A 17505-nucleotide genomic window follows, 5' to 3' on the forward strand; every position below is an offset into this window, starting at 1 on the left:
CGGGACCTCACCCCTTGAACGCGCCTTCCATGATGCCCTGCACCAGACGGCGTCCGACGAAGACGAACAACACCAGCAGCGGAATGGTGGCCAGGAAGGAGCCGGACATCGCCAGGCCCAGATCGATGTCCCGGTTCTGCTGCAGCGCCTTGATGGCGATCTGGACGGTGTAGTTCTCCGGCGACTTCAGGACGATGAACGGCCACAGGAAGTCGTTCCACGCGTAGACGAACGTGAACAGCCCCAGCACGTACGCCGCCGGCCGGACCAGCGGGAAGGCTATCCACCAGAAGATCTGCCAGGTGGTCGCGCCGTCCACCCGCGCCGCCTGCATCAGCTCGTCGTCGATGGTGCTGCCGATGTGCTGGCGCATCCAGAAGATGCCGAACGCGCTCACCAGCCCGGGAACGATCACCGCCTGGAGGCTGTCCACCCAGTCCAGCTGCGAGATGATCAGGTACTGCGGCACCACTGCCAGCTGCGCCGGCACCGTCATGGTCAGCACGACGATGAGGAACAGCGTGTTCCGGCCCGGGAAGGACAGCTTGGCGAACGCGAAGCCGGCCAACGCGCAGAGCACCGCCTGGCCCACGGCGATCGTGCCGGCGACGATGAGGCTGTTCAGCAGGGACTGCACGAACGGCACGATGGTGAAGACCAGCTCCGCCAGGTGCAGGAAGTTGCCTCCGGGCGTGAGGGTCGGGGGGAGAGTCGTCGCGGTGGCGGAGTCGGTCGTCGCCACCACGAACATCCAGTAGAGCGGGAAGACGCTGACGAGCGCCATGAGGGTGAGCAGCGCGTACACCGGGATCGGGACGCGGTTGGCCTGGCGCCGCCGGGCCCGCCTGGGCGCGGCGGTCGGGGGTACGGGCTTCATGGGCGCTCCGAGCGGATTCGGGTGGTCAGCAGATAGTTGAGTGCGGAGAAGGCCACCACGATGACGAAGAGCGCGACGCCGACCGCCGCGCCGTAGCCGAAGTGGAACTGCCCGAAGGACTGCTCGTACAGGTAGAGGGTGACGGTCTGGCACTGCCGTGCCGCCCCGCACGTGAGGCCGCCCACCGGGTTGACCAGCAGCGGCTCGGTGAAGACCTGCAACCCGCCGATGGTCGACGTCACGACGGTGAACGCGATGATCGGCCGCAGCGACGGGATGCTGATGTGCAGGAACTGTCTCCAGCCGCTCGCACCGTCGGCGGCGGCGGCCTCGTACAGTTCCCGGGGAACCGCCTGGAGCGCGGCGAGGTACAGCAGTGTGTTGTATCCGGTCCAGCGCCAGGCGATCATCGTGGCGATCATGACGTGGCTGCCCCACAGCGACGCCGTGAAGTCGATGTGGTCGAAGCCCAGCAGCCCGAGAAACCAGTTGATCATGCCGTAGTCCCGGTCGAACATCTGGGCGAACACGATGGTCGTGGCCGCCACCGAGGTGACGTAGGGAACGAGCACCGACATCCGGAACAACGCGGCGAGCCGCAGCCGCGCGTGGTTGAGCAGGTGGGCCAGGCCGAGCGCCAGGAGCAACTGCGGCACTGTCGACAGCACCCAGATGCTGAACGTGTTCCGCAGCGCCCCCCAGAAGCGCGGGTCGTCCAGGAGTCTGGAGAAGTTGTCCAGCCCCACGAAACGGTGCTCGCCGATGGGATCCCAGTCGAACAGCGAGATGTAGAAGGTGAACAGCAGCGGGAAGAGGCCGAAGATCAGGAAGAGCACGAAGAACGGCGAGATGTACGCGTACGGCGCCAGGAACTCCCGTACGCCCTGCTGGATCCGCCGGTTGCGAGCGGGCCTGCGGACGTCCGGTGGGACCGGGGCCGGGCCGAGCATGGTGGTCAAAGCGTCACCTTCCCGATGGGCGGCGGCCGGGCAGGACCCGGCCGCCGCGCATCAGCCCTCCGTCATTCCCGTACGGCGTTCTTGACGTTTGTCAGCGCGGTGTTCCAGGCGTTGGCCGGGGCCACCTTGCCCTGCTCGACGCTGGTGAGCGTGTTGAGGAACTCGGTGCCGATGGGGCCGTCCTGCGGGCCGAAGTAGAAGGGCTTGATCCCCAGCACCGACTGGGTGTAGATCTTGCCGATCGGTGCGTTGCTGAAGAACGGGTCGGTCTTCCCGACCAGCTGCGGGTCGGTGTAGACCGACGGCGTGGTGGGCAGCGACCCCTGCATCAGGAAGTGGTCCAGCTGGCCCTTCGGCGACTGCATCTCGGAGATGTAGTTCCACGCCGCCTTCGCGTTCTTGGCGCGCTTGGGGATGGCGAGGAAGCTGCCGCCCCAGTTCCCCGAGCCACCGGGAATGGTGGCGATGTCCCACTTGCCGTTCGTCTCGGGGGCGTTCGTCTTCATCTGGCTGAGCATCCAGGACGGTGAGCACACCACCGCGTAGTCGCCCTTCTTCATGGCCGCGGTCCAGCCGGACGAGAACGACCCCTGCTTGGCGGAGATGCCCGCGTCGAAGGCCTTCAGCGTCACGTCGAACGCCGCCTTGACCTGCTCGTTGTCGTAGTCGAGCTGGCGGTCGGCGCTGTAGTAGCGCTGGCTGCCCTGGTTGACCGCCTGGAAGAAGACGCTGGTCGGCGTGTTGTCCACGAACGGCTTCCCGGTCTTCTGGACGTACTGCCTACCGACGTTGATGAACTCGTCCCACGTCGGCCAGAGCTTGGAGACCTCGTCCCGGTCGGTGGGCAGGCCGGCCGCCTTGAACAGATCCGTACGGTAGGCCACCGCCAAGCCGCCGACGTCGGTCGGCACGCCGATGATCTTGCCGTCCTTGGTCGTCGACTGCGCCATCACCCAGTCGAGGTAGTTGCCCTTGATGTCGTTCGCGCCCAGCGTGGTGAGGTCGACGAAGTTGTCCGGGGACTGCATGAACTTCGGCAGGTCGTCGGCCTGGATGAGCACCAGGTCGGGCACCTTGCCACCGGCCAGTGCGGCGGTGAGCGCCTGCGCGGTCTCGGTCGTGCTGCCCACCTCGGTGAGCTTGACGCGCACATCGGGGTGCGCCTTGGTATAGACGTCGACGTCGGCCTTCTGGTTGATGTTGGCGAACGACCAGAACTCGAAGGTCTTCGGGTCGGACTTGCCGTCTGATCCCCCACAGCCGGCCAGGAGGAGCGCGGCGGCGGCGATGACTGCTGTGGTGGTGGTCCGGACGCGTTTCAACGGCCCTCCAGCGGTGTGATCGTGAGCGGCGGTGGTGGGGGTGGCGGGTTCCCGCCGGCGCGGACGCGCAGGCGGAATCCGGCGAGCGGCCTCACCGACGGGTCAGTCGTTGTCCCGCCGACGGTGAGCTCGTCGCCTCCGAAACTTATCGAGATATTTACATGCCATGATTTTGTGCGCTGAGGCTACTAACCGCCCCGTCATCCGTCAATGACCTCGCTGCCAGCAGGAGCGCCGGACGGCGGGGTGGATTTCCGACCGGACGAGTACCGAAAGTTTCGGAGCGGGTGGCGCTACCCTCTCGGAAGGAGGCCACCGGCGACCCTCTCGCACGAGCTTGGAGCCGACGAGCTCCTGCCACCGATGACGACGATCTTCACGATCGAGCCCCTGCCTGTCCGCATCCCCTCGATATCGACGTGGCAGGGTGGTCCCACCCCAGGGGCTCCGGCAGAATCGGGCCACTAAAATCCGCGCATGCAGCATTGCCGACTTTCCGCCACCAAACGCACAGCGATCGGGGCGCTACTGCTGGTCTTGACCGTGGCCGCCTGCGACTCCAAAGTGGAATCGTCCTCCGACGCCACGTGGTCGAGCCAAGACACCGCCGCTACCGCGACCGCCTCCCGCGCTCCTTCCTCCCCAAGTCCCCGTGACGCCGGACCTTCCGCATCCTCCTCCCCCATCGCGAACGATTCACCGGAGACCAAAGCGGCAAAGAGGACGGAGGCGCCGAGCGGGGGCGGCACCACGTACGCGGCGTGTGCCGACGGCGACTGCAAAGTGTCCTTCTCCCGTTCGGTCAAGTTCCCGCTCGGCAAGTGGACGGTCTCGTCCTCCGTGGAGGATGGCGGTGCCCGGGTGCGACTGACCGATGCCAATGGCAGGGGCGCCGGTGGCGGCTTCATGGCAGGGCCCGGGTGCAGTGTGGCGATTCACGCCGACGGCGGCGGGCGAGTCGGATGCGACCAACCCGGAGCCGAGCCCGGACCGGGAGGGTGGGTAGTACACCTGCTGGCACTGGACGGGGACACCGCGGTCATCCGAGCGATCCTGGGCTGACTGCCTTCTGCGTGAAGGAACTGCCGGCCGCCGACGAACTGCGGGAGCAGCGCGTCAGGCCGGTTGACCGATCCGCCGGGCCGGACGGCGGGTGATCGACGCCGGTCACCGGGCCGGGTACCGTCGCGGCGCCGGCGCCGGCTACTCCGCTGCGGAGCAGGCGTACGACGGTCAGCGCGACAGCATCCGGCGGACCCGGCCGCCCACCGCCTGCTTGACCTGCTCGCGCAGTGGCTGCGCGCGGTGTGCCTTGAGTTTCTGCTGCAGCGTCCGGTTCTCGTCCCGCAGCCACTGCATGCGCGCCAGCAGTTCGTCGGTGGTGTGGGCGGAGGCCGGCCGGACCGCCTGCGGGTAGACGGTCTGGCGGACCTGCTCGTCGAAGCGGGTGGCGCTGTCCCCGTCGGCGAACGAAAGGCCGAGGTCGTGCTTGGCGAGGAACGCGGTGATCCGCGCGAAGCGCTCCTTGTGGCCCTCGTTCAGGGCCGTGTAGTCGGCTTCCTCGTAGAGTTGGGCGGCGTCGACGTCGGCCGGTACGTCGCGCATCAACCGGTACGGGATGTCGAAGTAGCGGGCCAGTTCCAGGGTGCGCGAGTCGTGTGGGAGGAGATACCCGGGAGTGCCGGAGATCAGCGCCGTGATGGTGCCGTGGATCCGGGTGCCGAAGGCGAAGTCGAATCCGGCGAGATACTCCATCCAGGGCCACGGGTCCACGAACATCCGCACCTTGTCCTCGACGAAGAGCGGGTGCGAGGTGTGGATCGGCATGTCGTCGGTCTTGCCGCGCAAGTTCGGTGCGTCGCCGTAGAGCAGGGTGCCGAGGGTGTACAGGCCCTGCGCCAGGTAGCGCAGGTTCGGGTAGCGCTGGTGGTGGTGGCGGACGATCGGGGCCAACGCGCGGACGTATGGCGAGATGACGAACGCGAGCCGATCCTCGGTGCCCAGGGTCGCCTTCGCCTTCTCGACCCGGAAGCTGTCGCCGTGCAGGAACATCGACGGACAGCCGATCTGCTCGACGGCGGAGAAACCCAGCGTACGCAGGTAGGTCTCGCTGATCTCGCCGCGTACGCCGATGCTGTGCGACCGGTCCAGCACCGCCCGGCAGAACGCCTTCACCGGCTCGTCGATCGGGCGCAGGTACTCCAGGTCGCCGTCCACGTCAGTCTGCGCCCCGACCCCGAGCACCACCACCGGGATCTTGAGGCGCTCGATCAGCCGGGTCATCGACATCAGCCGGTTCGCATAGTCGTGGCGAAACGCGTTTGCCAGCGGGATCACGAAGACGTCGTACTTCTCGTTGATCTCGTCGGCATCGCGCGGGTCCGCCCGGAACCGCGACGGGGTGATCTCCGCCGCCGAGGTGGCCAGAAGCTTGTGCGCGGCGTGGCTGAAGACCAGGTTGCCGCTGTTCTTGCCGATCCAGTCCCGCTCGTAGGTCTCCTCGGCGGTGACGACGTCGAACGGGCCCTTGCGGGCTCGCAGCAGGATCCGCTGGTGCATCCGGGGTGTCCACCCTTCGTCCCGGACGCCACGGCGCCCGGCGAGGCCGAATCGGCGCGACCGGCCGAACACGGCCCCGTTCCGTGCAGGAGCCGAAATCCTACCGTCTCCCCGTCGGTCCGGATCCCACTGCCGTGCTGAGCGCGTCCCAGCGGTCGGCGGAGCGTCTGGGCGAGCGAGCCGTGGCGTTCGATCTTGACGTCGACCGTCACCGACGCCTGCTACATCACCGAGCCGGTGCAAGCCCCAGACGTGTCCGGCGTCCCGAACGGCTCGGCAGCGACCCGAGGCGATGCCATCCCCGAGCCTCGCTTCGACCCTCGCTACGGGCCCGTCTGACTTGTCGCCGTTGCGACCCAGAGCACGAACACGATCGTCACGACCACCCCGGCGACTGCGACCAGCCCGGTCGCCAGGGCGGCACGAGGCGAGTTGCGCCGGCGCAGTTCGAAAGCCGTGGTGAGGGTGAACAGCAACGCGAGCATCTCGAACGCGGCGAGCCAGAGGAGTCCGACGAAGCTCAGCAGGCCCTCGACCATGTCGCGGCCGAGAAAGACAATCCGGCCGCCGTACGCCGCGCCGCACCAACACAACGTCGCCAGGCCCGCCAACACGTACACCGCTCGATAGGAAACGGGGGCAGAGCGGCCGCCATCCGGCATCGGATGGGGTGTCCCGGCGGAATCGCGGGGCGGGATCCATGGCCGAGGCGTAGGAGAGGGGGGCATGAACGGACGCTAGCTACGTAGGTGCGCCACGGGAATCGGTCGATAGGACCCGCTGCGACCGCGTGCGGGACTCGAACTTGCGACCGAGGGATCATGAGATCAGGACGGGCGACTCGGCGAGCTGCGTGGACGGGCTTCCAACAGCAGAAACGCCTCTCGGCATCTCACACCGCTCCCCCGTCGTCCGTCGGCCTCTTGCGGACCAGATGCGGATCGCTCGCCTGGGCCCGGTGGGCCCTACGCATACCCTCGACAGTGTGGAACCAGATCCTCAGGGCACTCAGCCATCTGCGTCTCGCTGGAGCGTTCGTCGCCGGTGCCCGGAATGCCGTGGGGCTGCGCGGCTTCCAGGCATGGTGAAGACCAGCGGCATGGGTAAGGGAATGGGAAGCGTTTTCGGGCCCTGCCCCACCTGCGATGGTGTTGGCTACCTGGTCGAGGACGACCTGGCGGACTGACAGCTTGGGGCTCGTCGTGCCATCGAAACCCCGCCTGGTCACCTTCGACTCCAAGCACGAACTCGGGGACCTGGCCGCCGTCGGGACAGGTCATCGTGACTGCGGCGCGGATCGTCTCGTACGCCTGGTCGATCGGCTCCGGATCGCCGGAGTCAACCGCACGGTTCCACTCATCAAAGAGCGGTCGCAACTGCTCGAACGCTGGCTGAGGTCTGAACCTGCCCCGGTGCCAGGGCATTCGTGCTCCTCGACCTCGCCGAGTGGTTCACCGCCGGCACCGTAGACCCGCCAGACTTCGTCGGAGTCGCCACCTGCTGCCACAGGGAGGACCCTGACCGGGGCAGGGTGCCTTGGGATTAGAAGAAGGTCGCGGATGACTGGTCAAGCCGTCACGCGCCTGTTCAGCCCGTCCGTGGTTGTCGGGCATCGTCGGCCACTGCCGCTGTCCTCGGCTGAACGAAGACTGTAGCGGCACCAGCAGGCCGCCCCTGTGGTTCAAGCCTCCATCGCGGCCGTTCTCTTCTATCCGCTGTGCCTGCTCGTTTTTGTACGGGGTGATCAGTCTCGCTGTGCAATCGACTTCTGTGCGACGCTTGATCGGGCAGCATCCCCGGCGCCTACAGCTCGCTCTGCTCGTCGCGTTAGGGCTCGCGACCGGCTTCGCAGCGACGGGGGTCCAGGTGGAAAGCGCCCTACCGGACGAACGACCTGGTCCCCGTCCGGGGAGGGCGGTAGCCCTTGTGGCGCGCGGCGCGGTGATCTTCGGCGGCATCTCTGAGGGTCGGGGTTCGGGGCCCAGGCCGAGGTCTTAGGTCAACTCGCTCCGGCATACTCCGGGCATGAACCAGGACGACCCGCTGAGCGATCGGCTGCAAGTGGGTGCGCATATCGCCGTGCTCATGGCAGTGCTCCTGGTGCCGCTAATGTGCTGTGGCGGGTTGTTCGCGAACTGGTTGTGGAACAACTGACCGCCCTTGGCCGACTGGCGCGGCCCGCTCTACGGGCCGCGTTGATCTGATAGACACGGGATCGAGCCGTGCCCCCTGTGCGGCGTTGGGATGCGACCATGCTGCGCCCCCTCAGCGTCCACGGTCAGTCCTCCTCGCCGCTTGGGCCGAAAGCCTCCGCGATCATCTCCCCGTACTCGATGTCGGTTGCGCCGCGCCACTCGCCGGTCGTCGGGTCCTGTACCAGCCATGGCTGGTACAGCGTGCCCTCGACCCACTTCGAGAACCAGTCAACGATCGTCATGTGCTGCGGGAATGCGCAAGACACGCCGTCCGGGGCCGGGTTCGGGTCGTAGCCCCAAATCTGGCCGTCAGCGAGGTTGAGTTCACTGCTGATGCCGCAGCCCCAGTCGCACAAAATGAGGACGCCGCCCTTGAGTCCGGTCAGCGCGTCCAGGCCGCCAGTTCGATGTCCGTCCCTGAGGCCGAGAAGACCGTAACCGGGGCCGAAGCCGCCGTTACCGACCTCCAGATAGAGCCGGCGCAGCAGCGACGGCAGTGATCGTCCGGCCAGTTGCTCGGCCTGCGCGACTGCGGCAGGCGGCGCGGGTCGGAGCGGCCCTACCCGGCCGGCTGGCACCTCGTCGATGTACCCGCCGGCGGCGATACGTCGGACCACCGCATCGAACACGCGGTCCTCTCTTGTCGACATGGCCCGCAGCGTAGCCGCACGGTGTGCCATTCATCCGTCGGCTCGTCGGCAGGGCTCAAGCACCACACCGAAGGCGGCAGATCCCGCAGATCCGGACGCCCACCGCGCATCTCGATCAGATCGACGTGGCTGATCGTGACGGTGCAGCCGACGGCTTCCACGCACGAATGCGCCGGCGCCGCGACGGAGGGTAACCGTCAGTTTGAAAGCGCGCCCTCATGGCCGCAGCCGCCCTCGCCCCCAGACGCTCGTCACCCGAATTGGAAGCCGAACGGCATGAGGAACGGAAAGTAGGCAGTCCAGATCGCTGTCGGCTGGCCGTTGCGCATCGGCAGATCGAGTAGATTCTGAGTAGTGAAAATGACTGTCGCAGCCGTCGACAGCGCGAGTACACCCGCAACGGCAGCCAGCCCGATCACGGCGCGGCGGTGCGCCAGACGCAGGACAGTTCGGGCAAGCAACCACCCTGAGGCCGCCCCGAGTAACCAGCCAGCAACGGTAAGGATCTTCACGGGTACGGGCGTGAAGCGCCACACCCATACCTCGATCGAGTCGCCGCGTGGCTCGGTGCAGGGGCCGCTCGGGCTGAACTCCCATTCCATGACCAGGTCACCGGTCCGTCCGCGTTGCCGGCGGTAGAACGCCTCGAACGCGCTCCGGTCGCCGCCTGCGGTCAGGGCCAGGAGTTCGGCGTCGTCCTGGGCGGCCATGCCCACCTGTCGCAGCGGGACAGCGTTCTGGTTCGCGACACTGACCCGACTTCGTCGAAGGATGGTGACGGTGATCACCTGTAGCACTCGGCGCGGTGCTGCACATGTCTGTCCTGGATGCAGTCGTGTATCCAGGACAGGAGCAGAGCATGACGACCGCGTTGCTCGACCGCGCGCCGACGCCGCCGCCCGTCAGCAGCCCTCCCGGGCGGGCGCCACGGTTGTACGTGCTGGACGGGTTGCGGCTGATCTGTGCTCTTGCGGTGGCCGGATACCACTTCGGCGACTCGTGGAGGTTGGACGGGGTGCGCCCGCCGGCATACTTCCTGCCGGACGCGGCACCGGTGCTGATCTATGGCTTCCTCGGAGTCGAGACGTTCTTTCTGATCAGCGGATTCGTGATCCTCATGAGCGGCTGGGGGCGCACCGTTCGCGAGTTCGCTGCCTCCCGCGCCGCGCGGCTCTATCCGGCGTTCTGGGTGTGTGTGCTGACCACGACAGCCGTAACGGCAGTGCTGCCGATCAGCGGCGGGCTGCCCTTCCCACCTCCGCCGGACGGGTGGAGCGTGCTGGTCAACCTGACCATGTTGGCGGAGCCCCTCAACACGCCGCTTGTCGACACCGTGTACTGGACCCTCTGGATCGAGCTCCGGTTCTATCTGATCGCGGCGTGCATTCTTGCGGCCAAGCTGACCGACCGGGGAGCAAAAATATTCGCTGCCGTGTGGCTGGCCGTCGCCGTGGTCATGCCCGTTTTCCGGGGTGCCGCCCTGGACGAGGTCGTGATGTCCGATTTCGCGCCGTACTTCGTCGCCGGAATTACCCTGTTCCTGCTTCGCCGCAACCGATCCGATCGATGGCTGTGGTTGCTGCTGCTCGCCGCGTGGCTGGTCAGCCTGCAGCGCGTGCACGAGCGGACCCTGGAGTTGAAGCCCGGCTTCCAGGTGCCAGTCTGGCCGGCACCGGTGCTGCTCACCGGGGTGTACCTTCTGATGCTCCTCATCGCGCTCGGCTACACCGACCGGGTAAAGATGCTCTGGCTGGCCACCGCGGGTGCACTCAGTTACCCCTTCTACCTCTTGCACCCGCGCGTCGGATACAGCGTGATCCGCAACGTGTACGAGGAAACCAACCTCCCCGCGTCGATACTGATCGGCGGCACCGTGCTCGGGCTGCTGGCGGCAGCCTGGCTTGTCCATCGCTTCGTCGAGCGCCCACTCGCACCCTTGGTTCGCGGCTTCGTATTGGACCGGCGACGACAATGACCACCAGACGAAACGCGCCGAACACGAGGAAGAGCGTGGATCCGACGACCGCGGATGCCGAATCCGCCTTCCGCGAGCTGTTCGAGGCCGCGTATGACGATTTGCTGCTCTTCGTCGAACGCCGTGCACACCTCGCCGTCGCCGAAGACGTGGTCGCCGAGACGTTCTTGATAGCGTGGCGCCGCTTGGACGAAGTACCGAAATCACTCGGCGAGGCCCGCGCCTGGCTGTTCACAGTCGCCCGCAATGTTCTGCACAATCGGCAGCGCAGCGACCAGCGGCAGCAGAGCCTCGCGCTTCGCGTCCTACGGGAACCCGATGCTCCGAACAGCGCCGAGGCCGACCTCGCGGCTACCCGCATCGACCTGGTGAAGGCTTGGCAACGCCTGTCATCCGCCGATCAGGAAGTACTGACGCTGACCGCGATCGAAGACCTCACCGGGCCCCAGGCAGCACAAGTCCTGGGCATCTCCCGGCCCGCGTTCAGCCTGCGCCTGCTGCGTGCCCGCCGCCGCCTACGTCAGCATCTTGGTCAGCGGCCGAACAGCGAACCCACAAGCATCCCTGCACCGGCCGGCCCTTCACGACGCGGAGGCTCCGCATGACCCACGACGATGTCCTCGACCAGACAATCCGCGCTGCCGCGGTCCCGGTGCCCGCACGCGTCGGGCAGGAACCCGCGCGAGAATTGCTCGAGCGGATCGTCGCCACTGATCGGCGACCACGGCCGGCACCAGCGCGCACACCGCACCGTCGCCCTCGCCTGGCGATCGCCGGCGCGGCCGGAGCGCTCGCCGCCGCTGTCGCCTTCGCCCTGACACTTGTCAACGCTGGTCCCGCGTTTGCGTCGTGGACGCCCGAGCCGAGTCCGATCTCCGATACCGAGGCACGCGACCTCGCCGCCAAATGCCTGCCTGCCCAGGACGCGAGCGTCGCAAGGGTGGTCATCGGTGAAAAACGCGGCGAGTACGCATACGTGAACGCCGTGTCGCCGGCTGGAAGCCAGACGTGCTTCCGCGACCGCAACGGAGACGTGACGAACACCAGCATCCTTACCGTGTTGACCAGCACCGAGCGGCTCGGCGCCGGGGGTGTCGAGCTGTACTCGTGGGGTCAACTCCGCACCGACGAAGGCTACGTGCGGATCATGGCGGGACACGTCGGCTCACAGGTGACGAGTGTGGAGATCAACTTGCGGACCAAGGATGGCCATTCGTCACGGACGGCGCGGGCAACCGTTCGCGACGGTTACTTCGGCGCCTGGTACCCCGAGGGCCTCGACGAGTCGAGCAGCAACACCACCACACTGACCGTCCGCCTCGCAGACGGCAGCGCGGTGAACCTGTCCGCCCGCGAACTGTACGAACAACCGAAGCTGGACTGAGAGAGTGGTGTCGCCGGTCAGCGGCCCTGCAGGCGCTGGACGTTGTCGCCGAAGGTCCAGCCAAGAAAGGTGCGGTGACCTCCACGATGCCGATCCGCCCGACCGGCCGACGTACCGCTCCTCTGCCTCAAAGCCCAGCTCTGTCGAAAATCCCCGCTGGAGGTATCGGTTCCAGCCCTCGGCGCAGTCTGCAACTATCGGCTGGCGCGCCGGCCGATGCCGACGCTTGCGCCGCCAGCAGGCCGAGCCGCCTTGCTAAAGAGAGCAAGCGATTCGGCAGTCAACGGGATACTGCCTTAATGATCAGGTTCCGGTTCGAGCTGTACCCACTTGACGAGGTGTCGCCGTGGGGCAGTGACCAGCCGAAGCTCCACTGGTTCGGGCTCACCGAGGGCTGGTACTGGCTCGAAGCAGGCGGGCAGGAGCTGCTGCGCCGCAGCCGGGAAGCTCACCCGCATCCCTACATCGACTACTACCTGGCCCGGCTCTGGGAAGACGTCGTTGTCCTTACACCCGAGGTGCTGGAGCCGGTGCCCGACGATCTGCAGCCATTCATCGCCTCCCACCCCGGGCAGTGGACGTGTGACCCGCTCGAGTTCGTGGCCGAACCGGATGAGGAACGGACCGACGACGGGAACGCGGACGTGCCCGACCATCCAGTCGTCACGGCCGCGATCTGGCACGGCGACCACCGCCTGGACTTCGGTTACCTGCGCAATCCTCCCGAGCTACGGTTCTGGCGTACCGTCCGCGGCGATCGCGACGAGATCACCATGGATTGGCGGCACGAGGACGACGGCGAGATCGGTTTCACCGCCGACCCCTCAGTCCGGATCAGCGTCCCGACCACCGCATACCTTGAGGCCGTGCACACCCTCAACCGCGAGCTGCTGAACACCATGGGGCAGCGGGTCGAGGAGCTGGAGCGCCGCGGCGGGATACCTGGCGTGGACCTTGACCTCGTCCATCTGAGGCGGGAACACGAGGACCGACGGCAGTGGCTTGCCAAGAACCTCGACCGCTCCCCGAGGACCGACTGGTACGTCGTCCGCGAAGGTGCCCGCCTGCTGCTCGGTGACTTTCACCGGGGCGACGCCCCGACGGGTTGGCCGTCCTGCGAGCACCTGACCGGGACAGCATCCGCGTATCGGCCATGACAGGACGTCGCGTGGGCGGCCATCCTGTCGCCCCTAGCTTGCTGGATTCGGTCGCACATCACCTGGCGGAGAGGCGTCGCACATCAGCTGACGGATCACATCGCGGCTGGACACTTGAAACCTGATCACCGGTCAAGCAGCGCCAGCGAGCTTGCGGCCGCCTTCCCGGTGTCGGCGATCCGGTCCACTGCGGCACGGACCGCCATCTCGGCGGTACGGAGGCGTTCCGTCTCCGCATCTCTGATCTCCGCGGTCATCCGAACCTCGTCGGCGATCACGTTCGGCACATTCCGACCGTGATGAAGCCGATGCCGAGATACTGCGTGACGTAGAGCGCGGTGAGCGTCCCGAGGCGGCCCATCAGGCGGCACGCCAGTACGCGAGCGCAGTGAGCTGGTGCTTGCCCACGCCGAGCGTGCGCCGTAGGTGCCGGGTGATGCCGCGAGTGCTGGCCGCCTCACAGGCCACCCAGTAGTGCGCGGTCCCGACGGCGGGCAGCGCTGTGCAGACGGTGTCGACCAAGTGCCGGCCGTCGTCGCGGCGGCGCACCCACGTCACGTCGTGGTGGGCGCGGGCGCGCAGGGTCAGCGCCTTCTCTCCCTCGTGGGCGTACTCGAGCCAGACCGTCGCCGGGATGTCCGCGCCGGCGTCGAGGAGGCTGTTGACCGCCGGCAGCGAGGCCGCGTCGCCGACGAGGTAGAGGTGTTCGGGCACCGGGTCGGGCAGCGCGAACGCACTGCCCTGCACGGTCGCGTCGATGGTGTCGCCCACCCGCGCGGTGGTCGCCCAGCGGGCGGCGCATCCCTCATGCACGGCGAACTCGAGTGTGAATCGCCCGGTGGCCGGGTCAGGATCGACGATTGTGTAGGCCCGTTGGTGGGCCCGTCCGTCGTTGTCGAACCAGAGCCGGATCCACATCGTCGGGTGCGTGCCGCAGGCCGCCAGCAGCCCGCCGTCATCAAGGAGCAGGCGCTGGTAGTGCCCATCGACCGACTCGGTGCCCAGCACGGTGAGCCGGAAGTCCCGGCCCCCCATGGCCTTGAGCACCAGGCCCTCCCAGTTCCGTTTCACGAGCCCCTCCATGTAAGGTCCACCTTAGTTAGGTGAGGGTAACCTAAGTTGGCCACTTGAGGGAACTGCCACTCCAGGGCTGGCGGGTGATCCTCGCCGATACGGCTGCGAGGGCTGAATACCCGCAGCGTCCAGGGCGTCTCCGGCGCCTGCTGGCGCCCAGCAGTGTCTGGCCGACTGGGCCGTCGGCGACCTGATCCCGCTCTGCCCACCCGCCCTCGCCGAAACCCCGAAGGAGGACACGATCGTGATCTACCAGGAACAGATTCCCGACCTCGGCGACCTGACGCTGGAGCCGGTGCGCCCCGACCAGCACGCCGTACTGCTGCACGGCTGGGTCACCCTGCCCCGCAACGCGTTCTGGGGAATGGGTGGACACAGCCTCGACGACGTGCGCGAGATCTACACCTTCCTCGACGGGCTGGACACCCATCACGCATACCTGGTCCTGCTCGACGGCGAACCGGTCGGGCTGTTCCAGACCTACCAGCCCGAGGCGGACCCGGTCGGTGAACGCTACCCAGTGCAGCCCGGCGACGTCGGGATGCACCTGCTCCTCAACCCGCCTCGGCGCTACGCCCGCGGCCTCACCACCGCCGTCGGCCCAGCCCTGGCCCGTTTCCTCCTGCGAGATCCCGCCGCGCAGCGCATCGTGGTCGAGCCGGACGTGCGCAACGAGGCCGCGCTGCGACGCCTACGAACCGAGGGCTTCGCATTTGCCTCCGAGATCGACATGCCGGACAAGCGGGCACAGCTGGCGTTCCTGACCCGCGAGCGGTTCGAGGCGAACCACCAGCGGGCCTGATCCAGGCGCCCCGGGCGGCTCACCGGCACCACGGCGGGATGCCTGGCAGCCGGGGAGCCCACACCGCCGCGCCCGACGACCGGTCGGGCCCGGACAGCCAGCCGCCCGCGCGTGACGCGACGCGCCGGTGGCCCGCCCGCAGGGTACGGTCGGCGAGCCACCGGCAAGCGCCCGTCAGCCGTTGTCGATCAGGCCGGCGATCTCGTTGTAGATCAGGTGTGCCTTCGCCCCCTGGTTGGACGGGCACCCACCGAGGTGGTGCAGGGCGATGACGCGGTGGTTGGCGTCGAGTACCGGGGAGCCCGAGTTGCCGCCCGAGGTATCGCAGCTGTAACTGATGTTCCAAGTGTTGTAGTTCGCGTTGCGCACCGTGCAGACACCGCCGTTCTGCGTGTCCTCGTAGATCGACAGTCGCTTCGGACTGCCATCACCGTGCCCGGGCACGTACATCCGCGTACCGGTGCTGGTCGCGGTCGTCCTCAGGTAGAGCGTGCCGAACCCCTGGATCGCGGCGAAATTGTTCACCGAGTAGAGCGCGTAGTCCAGCTCACCCGAGCCACCGCTGCTCACCCGGTAGAGGGTCGCACCGCTCACCTTCGTGCCCGGGCCGGGGTTGCTGCCACCACAGGTGGCGCACTGGTAGTTGAACTGCGCCTCGCTGGCGCTGACCGCGGACTGGGTCGAGAAGCAGTGCTTGTTGGTCAGCATTCGGTTGGTGTTCCCGACTCGCCAGGTGGTGCACAGTCCGCCGCCACCGATGAGCAACCGTGCCACCGCCCGCCCACGGGCGTACTCGGTGGGGTGGGTGCTCTGGTAGCAGACCACGTCCCGGCGGGCGTCGGTGCTACAGACGGACGTGGTCGAGAAGTTGTGCTGGGCGATCTCGGCCTGGTCGTACCCTCGCCAGAACCGGTCGATGTCGACGACCGCGCGACCGGGCCGCGCGCTGTGCAGCGTCACCACGGCGGTGTCCCCTGTCACGGACATCGCCCAGAAGCCCGGCCCGCCGTCGGTGGTGTAGTCCGAGCCGGTCGCCCGGTCGAGGCTCCGGTCGTACCGGTAGGTCTCCCGGCCATCCGGGCTGGACACCGTGACGTAGTCCCCATCGTTCAGCCGCAGGGCGCTGAAGTGGACCTTGACGTACGTGGCGCCGGGATGGCGGATGAGCTGACGCGCACCCGCCCGGTCGGCGGTGCGGGTGGTGTCGAGTGTGCGCAGTTCACCCACAGTGGTGACGCCTTCGGCGGAGAACTGTGCCGCCTCCGGCGCCCGGACCGACGCCGGAGCCACCGGCCGGGTCGGATCCGCCCCGGAGGCGGACGCCGGCAGCATGCTCACCCCGAGCGCCCACACGCCGAGCACCACTGCCGCGTATCGCGGACCGCGCCGCAACATGTCTCTCATCCGCACTCCTTTCCGAGGAACGGCGAATGCCGTCCCGATGGGCTCCCTCGCACGAACATTTATAGAAGGATATCGATTGAGGGCGAGATGCGGTACCGACGGCCGGCCCGGCATCGACCCCGGAGCGCCGCACGGGCCCGTCCGGATGCCGACCGGAACCCGCGGACAACACGTCCGGCAGCGCACCCGCAACCCGTACGTGCTCCGCAGCCTCATCTACTCCGCAGCCTGCAACCGACGCATGCAGGGCCAGCACAACCACGGCGACGCCTACTACCGCTGCCGCTTCCGCATGAGTACGCCCTCACCAACAGGTTCCCGACCTGTCAAGCCAGCGCCGAGCGACGCGCCTCAACTGATTCCGGTCGCACGCATCTGCCGCCGATCGTTACTCAGCGACCGACTGGAGCCTGGGGTTGCTGGCACACCCCCTAGAGGTCCTAGGACGTGGTCTCCTCGTACATGCATGCGGAGCCGTCTTTCATCAGCCATCCTGCGATGGTGTTGTAGTCCGCATCGGTGAGGCCATGGCGTGGGTTGACACGATGCAGGAGCGCGGGAGAGCTGTGGTTCGCGGCCACCCACGACCGGTCGGCGTCGGTGATCTCGTCGTCGACCCAGACGAACCGGCGTCCCGCGGCCCATTCGACGAGGTGGCGAGTCTTCCAGTGCAGCCGACCGTCGTCGTCATCTTCGTCCGGCCAGTCGACGATGGGCAGCTGAGGCAGGCCGAGCCGCGGCGCGAGTACCTCGTTCGCTTCGGCCATCCAGGTCGTGGCCCAGACCAGGTCGCACGGCAACGCGGCCAGGCGACGGCCGTGTTCAGGGCTGAGTCCGGCCAGCAACGGGTTGGGTTCGTCGTCCATCTGCCACGCGCCGCCGGCGAACGGCAGGAGTGTTCCGTCCACGTCCAGGAACAACAGCGGACGCGTACCGATCCCGTGTGCGGCGAGGCGGCGTACGCTCGCCTCACCGAAGTCCTCATCCGGCCAGATCTGGTCCGCAGCCCAGTCCAGCCACTGGTGCGGCGGCTCGTCGGCCTGGAAGTACGCGATTCGCGCCGCCTGGTCCATGGGGGCGGAATCCCACCAGTGCCACCAGAGCATCAGGTGCCATTCGCCGTCGCCCATGCGCCAGCCGATGCTGT

Annotated in this window: 17 protein-coding genes; 6 read left to right on the forward strand and 11 right to left on the reverse strand. The window is 67.5% G+C overall.

The annotated features are described in order from the left end of the window. Positions 1 to 7: 7 nt before the first annotated feature. From ACN27C_RS27830 to ACN27C_RS27850, 5 genes are all read right to left on the reverse strand, one after another. On the reverse strand, positions 8 to 877 hold the full coding sequence (locus ACN27C_RS27830; protein WP_422749182.1) for a carbohydrate ABC transporter permease: 870 nt from the start codon (positions 875 to 877) through the stop codon (positions 8 to 10). Next, the gene (locus ACN27C_RS27835; protein ID WP_422751682.1) at positions 874 to 1827 is read right to left on the reverse strand and encodes a carbohydrate ABC transporter permease; all 954 of its coding nucleotides are present in this window, start codon (positions 1825 to 1827) and stop codon (positions 874 to 876) included. The genes ACN27C_RS27830 and ACN27C_RS27835 overlap by 4 nt, the downstream gene beginning before the upstream one ends. A 71-nt stretch (positions 1828 to 1898) precedes the next feature. Continuing rightward, positions 1899 to 3158, reverse strand: coding sequence for an ABC transporter substrate-binding protein (locus ACN27C_RS27840; protein ID WP_350816681.1), 1260 nt, complete (start codon positions 3156 to 3158; stop codon positions 1899 to 1901). A 1233-nt stretch (positions 3159 to 4391) separates the two neighbouring features. Then, positions 4392 to 5717 carry a polysaccharide pyruvyl transferase family protein gene (locus tag ACN27C_RS27845; RefSeq protein ID WP_422749185.1) on the reverse strand — a complete coding sequence of 442 codons (1326 nt, stop codon included), beginning with the start codon at positions 5715 to 5717 and terminating at the stop codon, positions 4392 to 4394. Between the two features lie 323 nt (positions 5718 to 6040). Continuing rightward, positions 6041 to 6337 (reverse strand): hypothetical protein, encoded by a 297-nt coding sequence (locus ACN27C_RS27850; RefSeq protein ID WP_147457884.1) that lies wholly within the window; start codon positions 6335 to 6337, stop codon positions 6041 to 6043. 1405 nt (positions 6338 to 7742) lie between these two features. Here ACN27C_RS27850 and ACN27C_RS27855 point away from each other — a divergent pair. Continuing rightward, positions 7743 to 7871, forward strand: a complete 129-nt coding sequence (locus ACN27C_RS27855; protein WP_255498986.1) for a hypothetical protein — start codon at positions 7743 to 7745, stop codon at positions 7869 to 7871. 124 nt (positions 7872 to 7995) lie between these two features. Here ACN27C_RS27855 and ACN27C_RS27860 read toward each other — a convergent pair whose 3' ends face one another. Next, positions 7996 to 8562, reverse strand: coding sequence for a hypothetical protein (locus tag ACN27C_RS27860; protein ID WP_147457883.1), 567 nt, complete (start codon positions 8560 to 8562; stop codon positions 7996 to 7998). Positions 8563 to 8813: 251 nt separating this feature from the next. Beyond that, the gene (locus ACN27C_RS27865) at positions 8814 to 9350 is read right to left on the reverse strand and encodes a hypothetical protein (RefSeq protein WP_422749188.1); all 537 of its coding nucleotides are present in this window, start codon (positions 9348 to 9350) and stop codon (positions 8814 to 8816) included. 71 nt (positions 9351 to 9421) lie between these two features. Between ACN27C_RS27865 and ACN27C_RS27870 the strand changes: the two genes are divergently transcribed. The 4 genes from ACN27C_RS27870 (at position 9422) to ACN27C_RS27885 (ending at position 13078) form a co-directional block, all read left to right on the forward strand. Next, entirely contained in the window at positions 9422 to 10537 is a 1116-nt protein-coding gene (locus ACN27C_RS27870) for an acyltransferase family protein (protein WP_422749190.1), read from the forward strand. Between the two features lie 35 nt (positions 10538 to 10572). After that, positions 10573 to 11142 (forward strand): RNA polymerase sigma factor, encoded by a 570-nt coding sequence (locus ACN27C_RS27875; protein WP_364809390.1) that lies wholly within the window; start codon positions 10573 to 10575, stop codon positions 11140 to 11142. Then, on the forward strand, positions 11139 to 11921 hold the full coding sequence (locus tag ACN27C_RS27880) for a hypothetical protein (RefSeq protein WP_422749192.1): 783 nt from the start codon (positions 11139 to 11141) through the stop codon (positions 11919 to 11921). Before ACN27C_RS27875 ends, ACN27C_RS27880 begins: the two co-directional genes overlap by 4 nt. Before the next feature lie 299 nt (positions 11922 to 12220). Beyond that, the gene (locus tag ACN27C_RS27885) at positions 12221 to 13078 is read left to right on the forward strand and encodes a DUF5984 family protein (RefSeq protein ID WP_422749194.1); all 858 of its coding nucleotides are present in this window, start codon (positions 12221 to 12223) and stop codon (positions 13076 to 13078) included. Positions 13079 to 13203: 125 nt separating this feature from the next. Here the strand turns inward: ACN27C_RS27885 and ACN27C_RS27890 are convergent, their stop codons facing one another. Together ACN27C_RS27890 and ACN27C_RS27895 are read right to left on the reverse strand one after the other, a co-directional pair. Further along, entirely contained in the window at positions 13204 to 13356 is a 153-nt protein-coding gene (locus ACN27C_RS27890) for a hypothetical protein (protein WP_422749196.1), read from the reverse strand. Between the two features lie 82 nt (positions 13357 to 13438). After that, positions 13439 to 14149 carry a siderophore-interacting protein gene (locus ACN27C_RS27895; protein ID WP_120573840.1) on the reverse strand — a complete coding sequence of 237 codons (711 nt, stop codon included), beginning with the start codon at positions 14147 to 14149 and terminating at the stop codon, positions 13439 to 13441. A gap of 247 nt (positions 14150 to 14396) precedes the next feature. Between ACN27C_RS27895 and ACN27C_RS27900 the strand changes: the two genes are divergently transcribed. After that, complete coding sequence (locus tag ACN27C_RS27900) at positions 14397 to 14954, forward strand: GNAT family N-acetyltransferase (RefSeq protein WP_120570435.1); 558 nt, start codon at positions 14397 to 14399, stop codon at positions 14952 to 14954. A 174-nt stretch (positions 14955 to 15128) separates the two neighbouring features. Here ACN27C_RS27900 and ACN27C_RS27905 read toward each other — a convergent pair whose 3' ends face one another. Together ACN27C_RS27905 and ACN27C_RS27910 are read right to left on the reverse strand one after the other, a co-directional pair. Then, the gene (locus ACN27C_RS27905) at positions 15129 to 16358 is read right to left on the reverse strand and encodes a trypsin-like serine peptidase (RefSeq protein ID WP_422749198.1); all 1230 of its coding nucleotides are present in this window, start codon (positions 16356 to 16358) and stop codon (positions 15129 to 15131) included. A gap of 440 nt (positions 16359 to 16798) precedes the next feature. After that, positions 16799 to 17281 carry an HAD domain-containing protein gene (locus ACN27C_RS27910; protein WP_422751683.1) on the reverse strand — a complete coding sequence of 161 codons (483 nt, stop codon included), beginning with the start codon at positions 17279 to 17281 and terminating at the stop codon, positions 16799 to 16801. Positions 17282 to 17505 lie beyond the last annotated feature (224 nt).

This window comes from Micromonospora sp. WMMD1219, from assembly GCF_049315215.1.
Classification (GTDB): Bacteria; Actinomycetota; Actinomycetes; order Mycobacteriales; family Micromonosporaceae; genus Micromonospora; species Micromonospora tulbaghiae.

Bases quoted from the DNA above. Each gene is read 5' to 3' on its own strand.
- ACN27C_RS27830 (WP_422749182.1), bottom strand. From the start codon at position 877: ATGAAGCCCGTACCCCCGACCGCCGCGCCCAGGCGGGCCCGGCGGCGC.
- ACN27C_RS27835 (WP_422751682.1), bottom strand. From the start codon at position 1,827: ATGCTCGGCCCGGCCCCGGTCCCACCGGACGTCCGCAGGCCCGCTCGC.
- ACN27C_RS27845 (WP_422749185.1), bottom strand. From the start codon at position 5,717: ATGCACCAGCGGATCCTGCTGCGAGCCCGCAAGGGCCCGTTCGACGTC.
- ACN27C_RS27855 (WP_255498986.1), top strand. From the start codon at position 7,743: ATGAACCAGGACGACCCGCTGAGCGATCGGCTGCAAGTGGGTGCGCAT.
- ACN27C_RS27860 (WP_147457883.1), bottom strand. From the start codon at position 8,562: ATGTCGACAAGAGAGGACCGCGTGTTCGATGCGGTGGTCCGACGTATC.
- ACN27C_RS27870 (WP_422749190.1), top strand. From the start codon at position 9,422: ATGACGACCGCGTTGCTCGACCGCGCGCCGACGCCGCCGCCCGTCAGC.
- ACN27C_RS27880 (WP_422749192.1), top strand. From the start codon at position 11,139: ATGACCCACGACGATGTCCTCGACCAGACAATCCGCGCTGCCGCGGTC.
- ACN27C_RS27885 (WP_422749194.1), top strand. From the start codon at position 12,221: ATGATCAGGTTCCGGTTCGAGCTGTACCCACTTGACGAGGTGTCGCCG.
- ACN27C_RS27905 (WP_422749198.1), bottom strand. From the start codon at position 16,358: ATGAGAGACATGTTGCGGCGCGGTCCGCGATACGCGGCAGTGGTGCTC.